An 8,753-nucleotide genomic window follows, 5' to 3' on the forward strand; every position below is an offset into this window, starting at 1 on the left:
CCAACGCAAAATATGTCGCCCGCAACGCGCGATTGAAACTACGAGCCGCCGTGATGGCGGGAGCCTCACACTTCGAGCGTCTCAATCACCCAGCTTGGCGTGAATCTCATCTAGATCGATCTCACCCGTCGGCATTTTGTTGGCGGGATTTTCGAAATCATACTTGAACAGTTCAAAATCCTGTTTGTAGATCTCGTAGACCAGATGCATCGACAAATCGTCAAAGTAATCCTCGACCGGATGCACGCGTTTTGGCCCATGGCCTTCGGATTCGTTGAAGCGCGGGATTTCGGACAGAGTCACGGGATGCGAGGTTTCAAGATTGTCCAACACACCCTGCATCCCATCGTTGAACTTCTCGGTCCAAAAAATCCGATCATATCGCCCGCCATTAGCGATCAGCGTCGAGACATGGCCAGACATGGCCGACCAGTGAATGTCGGGGTCCATCGGACGCCGCCAACGGATCGTGTCGCGTGCGAATAAAAGGAACCGGCGGAAACTGGCAATTTGGTCAAACTCGCCCTTGCCGTCGTCACCCCCGACTTCGATTCCATAGTTGTAAATCAGCGTTGGCACCAGATTGCCGCGATAGCGTTTGCCGTTGCGCTGGATGCCGCAGATCTTGTCAAAAAAGGAACTGAGAATGCGTGTGTAGGGATTACGCACGCAGGTAAACGTATAGGACTGGTGCGATTGAACATTTCTGGCAATCGGATCCTGACTGGCACCAAAGGCCCACTTGTGCATTCCGTCCTTGGCATCGTGAATGTCACCATCAAAGAAGCTGCCATGATCCGAGAAATACATGATTTGCCCGATCGTCGAGCAGGCGCATTTCGGCACAACACGGTAGACCATGCTTTGACTTTCGGTCATCCATGTTCCGGGAAAACCCATCTACTGCGCCTCCTTAGCCAGTTATCGCATTGATACTCCGGCATTTTGACCCAAAGAACCAAAAATATTCTGTTTATTCAATCGCTCATCCTCAGTATCACGGTTGCAATTGGGCAGAAACGGGGAATTACGAAACGCAAATGGCAAAGATTGCCTATATCTTGCTGTGTCACAAAGACCCTGACGCGATCATTGCGCAGGCCAGTCAGCTAACGGCTGCCGGCGATTGTATGGCGATCCATTTTGACGCTCGCGCCAACGATACGGAATATGCGCAGATACGCGACGCCCTGAAAGATAACCGCAACGTCGCATTTGCAACGAAGCGGATCAAATGCGGATGGGGCGAATGGTCACTGGTTCAGGCCACGCTCCATGCATTACAGGCGGCGGTGGATCAGTTCCCGAGGGTCACCCATTTTTACATGCTGTCCGGCGATTGCATGGCAATTAAAACCGCCGAGTATGTGCACAGCTTCCTTGATGAACGCGACATGGATTTCATCGAAAGCCATGACTTCTTCGAAAGCAATTGGATTAAGACCGGAATGAAAGAAGACCGGCTGATCTATCGTCACTATTTCAACGAACGCAATCAGCCGCGCCTGTTCTATGCCGCATACGAAATGCAAAAGCGTTTCGGTCTGACCCGCGGCATACCTGCAGACCTGCAGGTCAAGATCGGCAGCCAGTGGTGGTGCCTGCGCCGTCGCACAGTCGAGATGATTCTGGACTTCCTGCGCCAACGCCGCGATGTGGTCCGGTTCTTCTCGACCACCTGGATCCCGGACGAGACGTTCTTTCAGACGCTTGTTCGCCACCTCGTCCCGAAGCAGGAAATTGAAAACCGTACACTGACATTTTTGATGTTTTCCGACTATGGCATGCCTGTCACCTTCTACAATGATCACTATGACATGCTGTTGGGGCAGAACTACCTGTTCGCTCGCAAGATCAGCCCCGAGGCCCATGAGTTGAAGGAACGGTTGGGTCAGCTTTATGCCAGCGAAGGGGTCACGTTCCACATCTCGGACGAAGGGCGTAATCTGTATCACTTCCTTGCCGGTCGCGGTCGGGTAGGACGACGTTTCGCTCAGCGCTTTTGGGAGGTCGGCAATACGTTAGGCCCCGAGCGTCAGGCGTTTTTGATTGTTTGCAAGAAGTGGCATGTCGCCAAACGGCTTGTTGACCAGATCGCATCCGAAACCCCCATTCCCTGCATCGAATACATCTATGATGAGCAGGATACGCCATTGCCCGATTTGGGTGGAATCGAGACGACCCTGATTAAGCGGTCGCGCCATCGGCGGGCCGTTGCACGTATGTTGTTCGATTATTTCCAAAGCGACAGGCTGGTACTCTGCATAGATCCGGCCAATCTGGACGTCATTCAGGATTTCTGTGCAGATCAGGCCCAAACACGAGTTCTGGAAATCGAATGTACTTATTCAGATGAATATCTGACCGGCCATGCCTATCGCGTCGGTCTTGCGGGCCAGAACAGCTCACAGGATTCTCTTGCACGTCTGCTACCGACCCTTCGCAATGCGCTGGCTTACGAATCCGAATTGATCCGCAGTACCCAGAATGATGGGCTGTTCCATTTGCGTGAGGCGGCGGAACGTTCGGAGAATGAGGTGATTATCGCGGAATTTCTGGGGATCAGTGCCGATAAGGCCAAAGCGATCATGCAACTGGATTACCTGTTCGCTGATTGAATCCGGCGGCACGATCAGGTGCCGCCGGACATTCGAGTTCAGATGTCGAATTTGACACCTTGCGCCAATGGCAACTCGGCCGAATAGTTTACCGTGTTGGTCTGACGGCGCATGTAGGCTTTCCAGGCATCTGATCCGCTTTCGCGCCCGCCTCCGGTTTCCTTCTCGCCACCAAATGCGCCACCGATCTCGGCCCCGGACGGGCCGATGTTCACATTGGCAATCCCGCAATCCGACCCGGCCGCTGTCAGGAATTGCTCGGCTTCGCGCATGTTCAGTGTAAAAACGCAGGACGACAAGCCCTGTGGCACGTCGTTCTGAATCTCGATCGCCTCGGCAAAATCGTCATAGCCCATGACGTAAAGGATCGGAGCAAAGGTCTCGGCCTTCACAGTCGCGGTCTGGCCCGGCATCTCAACGATGGCCGGTTGCATATAAACACCGCCCGGCACACCTTCGGTCACGCGCTGACCTCCGAACACGGCACCACCCTCGGCCTTTGCTGACTCAAGCGCTGCGGTCATCGCATTGCCCGAAGCTTCATCCACCAACGGCCCAATCAACGTACCCTCGGTCAACGGATTACCGATGGGCAGACCTGCATAGGCTTTCTTCAGACGCCCAACCAGTTCCTCGCGGATCGAGTTGTGTACAATCAACCGCCGCAGTGTCGTACAGCGCTGCCCTGCTGTCCCGACAGCCGAGAATACGATCGCGCGCACCGCCATTTCCAGATCAGCCGACGGCCCAACGATCATCGCGTTATTGCCGCCGAGTTCCAGAATACACTTGCCAAAGCGCTGCGCCACAATCGGCGCAACCGCGCGGCCCATCCGGGTCGAGCCGGTGGCTGAAATGATCGGCACATCCTCGCTGGCAACCAGCGCCTCACCCAGATCGGCACCACCGATCAGGGTCTGCAAAAGCCCCTCGGGGGCGTCACCAAACCGGGCCAATGCCCGCTCAAAGGTTTTCTGGCAAGCCAACGCGGTTAGAGGCGTTTTCTCGGACGGTTTCCAAACTACCGGATCACCACAGACCAGGGCCAGCGCAGCATTCCACGACCATACCGCCACGGGGAAATTAAAGGCCGAGATCACTCCGACCGGTCCCGCCGGATGCCACGTTTCCATCATCCGGTGACCCGGACGTTCCGAAGCGATGGTCAGACCATAAAGCTGCCGCGACAGACCAACAGCAAAATCGCAGATGTCGATCATCTCCTGCACTTCGCCCAGACCTTCCGAGGTGATCTTGCCTGCCTCCCAACTGACAAGCGCGCCAAGGTCGTCCTTGGCGGCCCGCAGCTCTTCGCCCAGCAGGCGGATCAACTCACCCCGGCGCGGAGCCGGCACAACGCGCCATTCCTTGAACGCCGCTTTCGAGCGGGCAAAGATGGCCCCCATCTCGGAAACCGGAGTTTCGTGAACCTCGGCCAACAGGCTGCCATCTATCGGAGAGGTCACCCGCAGCGACCCGCCGCTAAGCTCCGCTGCAGTCAGGTCCAAATTCGCAAGCGTGGTTTCAGCAGTCATTATAATGTCTTTCATATCTCAAGCCGCCTTGTTTTGTTCGGTAACGTCACCGGCGCGATAAAGCCGGCCAAATTCGGTGTTCAGGAAATCGGCAAGCTTTACCTGCTCTTGCCGAACAAAGCCTTTCGAGGGCAGAACCCCTGTCCGCATCAGATCGACGACACCCAATACGCCTGCCGCAGTGGTTACTTGGATCGCACTCCAGACTTGTCCATCGATGGTGCGCGCAAAGGATTTGTTGATCAGGGATTTCTCACGCAACGTGCCGTCAACGATGCCCTTTGCCGTGCAATAGACCAACACGACGTCTTGATCCGTACGCGGCAAGGCCGTTTCAAAAATCTCTTTCAGCAGATCGCGGCGACGCTCTAGTCCCAGGTCACTGAGCAACAAGCGCAAGATATCCCGATGGCCCGGATAGCGGATCGAGCGATAGGATACCGCCTTCGCCTTACCGTCTAGCGTCTCGGGCAAGGTGCCCAGCCCGCCCGATGTATTGAAGCACTCGTACTCGACTCCGTCATGGCCGATCAGCTCATAATCTTCGAGGGGGGCGGTCTTGACCCTCTCGCCATTCACAATTGCATCACATGGATTGCAGTATTCGTTGATTAGCCCATCAGTTGACCAAGTCAGGTTATATTTCAACGCGTTGGTCGGATAGAGCGGCAACGCCCCGACCCGCATATGCAGGCTGTCGATTTCATCGAACTCGGCCGCCAGCGCAGCGCCCGCAATCCCGACAAACCCGGGGGCCAACCCGCATTGCGGCATAAATGCCGTCTCGCTGTTCTGCGCCAGCTCGCGCACCGCGTTGGTGGCGGCGACATCTTCGGTCAGGTCAAAGCAATGCGCCCCAACAGTTTTAGCTGCGCTTGCAATTGCCGGTGTCAGAAAGAACGGCGCGGCAGAGATCACCACATCAAACCCTTTAAGGCCTTTCTCCAAGCCCGCGCTATCGCTGGCATCAATCTGCCGCGTAGAAATGCCCCGCTTCTTGAATGCAGACAGGGCCGCAAGATCGTGATCGGCAACAGTCACCGTGTAATGTGCCGAGGTTTTCAGCAAAGTCGCGATCATCTGACCGATCTTCCCCGCCCCGACTACGCAAATATTCCAGCTCAAAACGCGCCTCCATTCTGTGTTTCTTTTGATTATGAAGGGCGACTTGTTCGGATTGCAGATCGTATCTTGACGAAATGAGGTAATATTCCGTCATTTTGACGTATCATGTGTCACTTTGCTAAATAGCTTATTCGAAAATGACTTCGAACATGGTCGAAGTCACAATCGTTTCAGCGCTCCTTTGAAGTGATTGTACTATCAGGTATGAGAGGACCATTGTCGGCTATACAACGCGGGCAATCGCGGTTCGCCCAAGCATATAGGTGCCTTCAATGAGATCTCTCCGTGTCCTGCTTACCTGTTTCGCATGCCTGCTTCCTTTTGCAGCTCTGGCCCAATCCGCTGAGGCACCTGCCGCTGAGATTTCGTTAGAGCTCAATGCCTTGGAAGACGTTGGTAGTGCCTGCAGACTGACCTTTCTGGTGACCAACCAATCCGGAACCACTATCGATGAAGCCGTATTCGAGACGGTGATATTTAACACCGAAGGCAGTGTCGTTACCCTCTCGCTTTTTGATTTTCGCGACTTACCTTTGGATCGCCCACGTGTCCGTCAGTTCGATCTGCCAGAGATGTCTTGCACGACTGTTGGGCGCGCATTGATCAATGGCGCGAGTTCATGCGTGGTAAAAGGCTCCCAGAGCGACATCTGTCAATCGACCCTAACGCTCAGCAGCCGGATTGAAGTGGAGTTGCTTGGATGAATATTCTCTCTTCTCTTCGAGAGATCCTGACCCTTGGCGGGCCCGTTGTGGCTATCCTTATTGTCATGTCGGTCCTGACCGTAGCAGTTACTCTTTACAAGCTTTGGCAGTTCGCTGCCTGTGGCGTAGGGCGGCACAAGGTTCTGTCACAGGCGCTGCAGGCCTGGGATGCTGGAGATCGAGCCACTGCACGCGCGCGCCTCGCTCAGAGCAGCAGCTATCTTGCACCGCTTGTCGAAGCCGCCATGGACGCGCCGGACACTCCTGATCTGGACGCTCGACTGGATGCCGAAGCTGGATTGGCACTGGCCGGGCTGGAGCGCGGATTTCGGCTTTTGGATACGGTCGCCCAGCTTGCACCCCTGCTTGGATTGTTCGGAACAGTTTTGGGAATGATCAATGCATTCCAAAGCCTTCAGTCTGCCGGGTCTTCTGTCGATCCCTCATTGTTGGCAGGTGGCATCTGGGTTGCTCTGGTAACAACAGCCGTTGGCCTTGCGGTGGCAATGCCGACTTCAATGGTCTTGTCTTGGTTTGAAAGCCGAACTGCCCGGGAACGGGTGTTTGCGGACAAAGCACTGCGTACGGTTCTGGTCCCGAACAACTCGAACCAGGCCGCCTCAGGCAGGACCGAGATTCTGAACGCTGAACATGCGTAACACGGAACCCTTTGTCAGACGACCGATGTCGATGACCCCGCTCATCGATGTCATCTTTTTGCTGTTGCTGTTTTTCATGTTGTCTTCAACTTTCTCAAAGTTCGCGGAGATCGAAATCAGCAGCGCAACCTCAGGAGCATCAGAATCGGCTGAACCCGTCGAGCGAATATTCATCCAGATCGGTACCGAGCGCGTGACTTTGAATGGCGAAACACTGGCGCTGGATGAACTGTCTACGCGGATCGGGGCCGGTCAGGCACTGGTAAGCCTTGATGCGGATACGTCCGCCCAACGACTTGTGGATTTGCTGGTTATTTTGCGTGGCCGCGATGGCTTGACCGTCACGGTGTTGGAGTAGACCGATGATCCGCTTTGGTCGCCCAAGCCGCAAACGAGACTCGACCATCCCTCTGATCAACGTCGTCTTTCTGATGCTGATCTTCTTTCTGATTGCAGGCACCCTGGCACCACCGCTTGATCCCGAGCTTCAGCTTGTCGACACATCGGAACTCGAAGGCCGCGACCCTCCCGATGCGCTTGTCTTGAACGCTGATGGCATCCTCAGCTTTCGCGGAGTGCAAACCGACCCTGAGGCTTTTATGGCCAGCCATGATGACGGACCCGTCAGGATTGTCCCCGACCGCAATGTTTCAGGCCAACGATTGATGGAGGTAACCGGTGCCCTTCGACGGCATGGGGCGCCATCTGTGTACCTCGTGACCCAGCAGGCTTTAAAATGATCCGGAAGTCAGCAGCCATCGCTGCGTTGGCGGGTGTGCTTTCGCTTGTCCTGCATATCATTGGGATCAGTTTCTACGGTTCCAGTCTGCCAGAACTGCGGGCCAATGAGGAATCGGTCAGTTTGATCGAGCTTGGCAACACATTCGAGGAATTCACCGAAGACACGACGGACCCGGTGCAGCCGGACTCTGCTGAAACACCCGAGCCTCCGGTTGAAGACACTGTTAAGCCCGATACTGCCGACATCCCGATCAGCGATACACTCGTCGCTTCCCCCAATCCTCAGCAGGTATCTTCACCCGATGTCGGAGCGCCCGTCGCCCCACGATCAGAGCTACAGGAAGAGGTGCCGACCGAACCGGTCGCCCCGTCCAATCCGGAACCAGCCACAGACGCAGATACCGCCGTAACGCCAGCGGTCGACCCGGAACCCGAGCGTTTGGCAGCTTTACCGCCCACAGACGGCTCAACAGCGCCGATCCCTCCACTCGAGAGTACGGCAGTCGAACCAGAAATCCCTAGTTCGGTCGATGAGCCAACAAACGAGCCACCAGAAGAACAAGCAGCGCCTTCCGATCAGGCCGTATCTGTTTCCAAACGCCCCCGCCTCCCGGACAGAAGGCCAGCAACTGAAACACCAAAATCACTTGATGGGTTCAATAATTTCGATAACTTGCGCAACCCTACGCAAACATTGGAGTCGCCGCTTAGCCTTTATCAAAAGGAAGGGGCTGACCCGTTCCGAGCCAGCAGTGGCCGAAATCAATCCTCGGGTCGCGGCGTTGGAAACTCCGATACCACGAACTATGCCGGACAAGTCCTGGTCCACCTCAATCAAACGCCCGTCGTCTACGTCCCGGTCCGCGGGTTTGCGCAGGTATTCTTTGAAATCAGTCCGGATGGATCACTGGCGTGGGTTGATATCGTCGATAGCTCTGGCTCACCCGAAATCGAACGCGCCGCCAGAGATCAAGTCATCCGCGCCGCTCCATTTCCCCGCCCACCAAGCGGGTCAAGCCGCAGGCTATCGTTTTATTACCAGAATAGTTGATACCAAAGACGGCAGTTCGCCGAACCAGTTGATCGTTCCCTGAATGCTTCAACACGCTCCAGCGAGAGGATTTCGATCGGTCGTCACGGCAAGATCACCATGGGCGAAGCGCAGAAATTGGCAAAAAAGAGCTGAGGGGGTAAGTGGCTAGTTACGAAAAGAAGTTTCCTATCGTTGCTTCCACAGTGCTTCTAGAAGTGTTGGCGCAAATAGGAACACCGCCCTAGGGCGGTGCGTAAACATCTGATGTTGCACGGTGTTTTTGTTTGCGGGAGTAGGAATTGAACCTCTGAGTTTCAGGTTATGAGCCTGACGAGCTG

9 protein-coding genes are annotated in these 8,753 nt (G+C 55.3%); 6 read left to right on the forward strand and 3 right to left on the reverse strand.

Translation table 11 applies throughout. The annotated features are described in order from the left end of the window. Positions 1-81: 81 nt before the first annotated feature. On the reverse strand, positions 82-900 hold the full coding sequence (locus ACR0NE_RS21325) for a sulfotransferase family protein (protein ID WP_170423261.1): 819 nt from the start codon (positions 898-900) through the stop codon (positions 82-84). A gap of 140 nt (positions 901-1,040) precedes the next feature. Here ACR0NE_RS21325 and ACR0NE_RS21330 point away from each other — a divergent pair, with 140 nt between their 5' ends. After that, positions 1,041-2,618, forward strand: a complete 1,578-nt coding sequence (locus ACR0NE_RS21330; RefSeq protein WP_170597131.1) for a DUF5928 domain-containing protein — start codon at positions 1,041-1,043, stop codon at positions 2,616-2,618. A gap of 38 nt (positions 2,619-2,656) precedes the next feature. On the opposite strand, the gene amaB is transcribed toward ACR0NE_RS21330, so the two are convergent. Both amaB and ACR0NE_RS21340 read right to left on the reverse strand, forming a co-directional pair. After that, positions 2,657-4,168, reverse strand: coding sequence for an L-piperidine-6-carboxylate dehydrogenase (gene amaB / locus ACR0NE_RS21335; protein WP_480459949.1), 1,512 nt, complete (start codon positions 4,166-4,168; stop codon positions 2,657-2,659). 3 nt (positions 4,169-4,171) lie between these two features. Continuing rightward, positions 4,172-5,278 (reverse strand): saccharopine dehydrogenase NADP-binding domain-containing protein, encoded by a 1,107-nt coding sequence (locus ACR0NE_RS21340; protein ID WP_170597130.1) that lies wholly within the window; start codon positions 5,276-5,278, stop codon positions 4,172-4,174. A 272-nt stretch (positions 5,279-5,550) separates the two neighbouring features. Between ACR0NE_RS21340 and ACR0NE_RS21345 the strand changes: the two genes are divergently transcribed. The 5 genes from ACR0NE_RS21345 to ACR0NE_RS21365 are packed head-to-tail and all read left to right on the forward strand — an operon-like array spanning position 5,551 to position 8,433. Beyond that, positions 5,551-5,982, forward strand: coding sequence for a hypothetical protein (locus ACR0NE_RS21345; protein WP_170597129.1), 432 nt, complete (start codon positions 5,551-5,553; stop codon positions 5,980-5,982). Further along, the gene (locus tag ACR0NE_RS21350) at positions 5,979-6,641 is read left to right on the forward strand and encodes a MotA/TolQ/ExbB proton channel family protein (protein ID WP_170567461.1); all 663 of its coding nucleotides are present in this window, start codon (positions 5,979-5,981) and stop codon (positions 6,639-6,641) included. Before ACR0NE_RS21345 ends, ACR0NE_RS21350 begins: the two co-directional genes overlap by 4 nt. 31 nt (positions 6,642-6,672) lie before the next feature. After that, positions 6,673-6,999 carry a biopolymer transporter ExbD gene (locus ACR0NE_RS21355; RefSeq protein ID WP_170597128.1) on the forward strand — a complete coding sequence of 109 codons (327 nt, stop codon included), beginning with the start codon at positions 6,673-6,675 and terminating at the stop codon, positions 6,997-6,999. A gap of 4 nt (positions 7,000-7,003) precedes the next feature. Then, positions 7,004-7,381: an ExbD/TolR family protein gene (locus tag ACR0NE_RS21360; protein WP_170597127.1), complete on the forward strand. Its 378-nt coding sequence runs from the start codon at positions 7,004-7,006 to the stop codon at positions 7,379-7,381. After that, positions 7,378-8,433, forward strand: coding sequence for a TonB family protein (locus ACR0NE_RS21365; protein ID WP_170597126.1), 1,056 nt, complete (start codon positions 7,378-7,380; stop codon positions 8,431-8,433). Before ACR0NE_RS21360 ends, ACR0NE_RS21365 begins: the two co-directional genes overlap by 4 nt. Positions 8,434-8,753: the final 320 nt, after the last annotated feature.

It is taken from the genome of Ruegeria sp. C9, assembly GCF_056537585.1.

Coding starts and splice junctions, on each gene's coding strand:
- ACR0NE_RS21325 (WP_170423261.1), bottom strand. CDS start 900: ATGGGTTTTCCCGGAACATGGATGACCGAAAGTCAAAGCATGGTCTAC.
- ACR0NE_RS21330 (WP_170597131.1), top strand. CDS start 1,041: ATGGCAAAGATTGCCTATATCTTGCTGTGTCACAAAGACCCTGACGCG.
- amaB (WP_480459949.1), bottom strand. CDS start 4,168: ATGAAAGACATTATAATGACTGCTGAAACCACGCTTGCGAATTTGGAC.
- ACR0NE_RS21345 (WP_170597129.1), top strand. CDS start 5,551: ATGAGATCTCTCCGTGTCCTGCTTACCTGTTTCGCATGCCTGCTTCCT.
- ACR0NE_RS21350 (WP_170567461.1), top strand. CDS start 5,979: ATGAATATTCTCTCTTCTCTTCGAGAGATCCTGACCCTTGGCGGGCCC.
- ACR0NE_RS21355 (WP_170597128.1), top strand. CDS start 6,673: ATGACCCCGCTCATCGATGTCATCTTTTTGCTGTTGCTGTTTTTCATG.
- ACR0NE_RS21360 (WP_170597127.1), top strand. CDS start 7,004: ATGATCCGCTTTGGTCGCCCAAGCCGCAAACGAGACTCGACCATCCCT.
- ACR0NE_RS21365 (WP_170597126.1), top strand. CDS start 7,378: ATGATCCGGAAGTCAGCAGCCATCGCTGCGTTGGCGGGTGTGCTTTCG.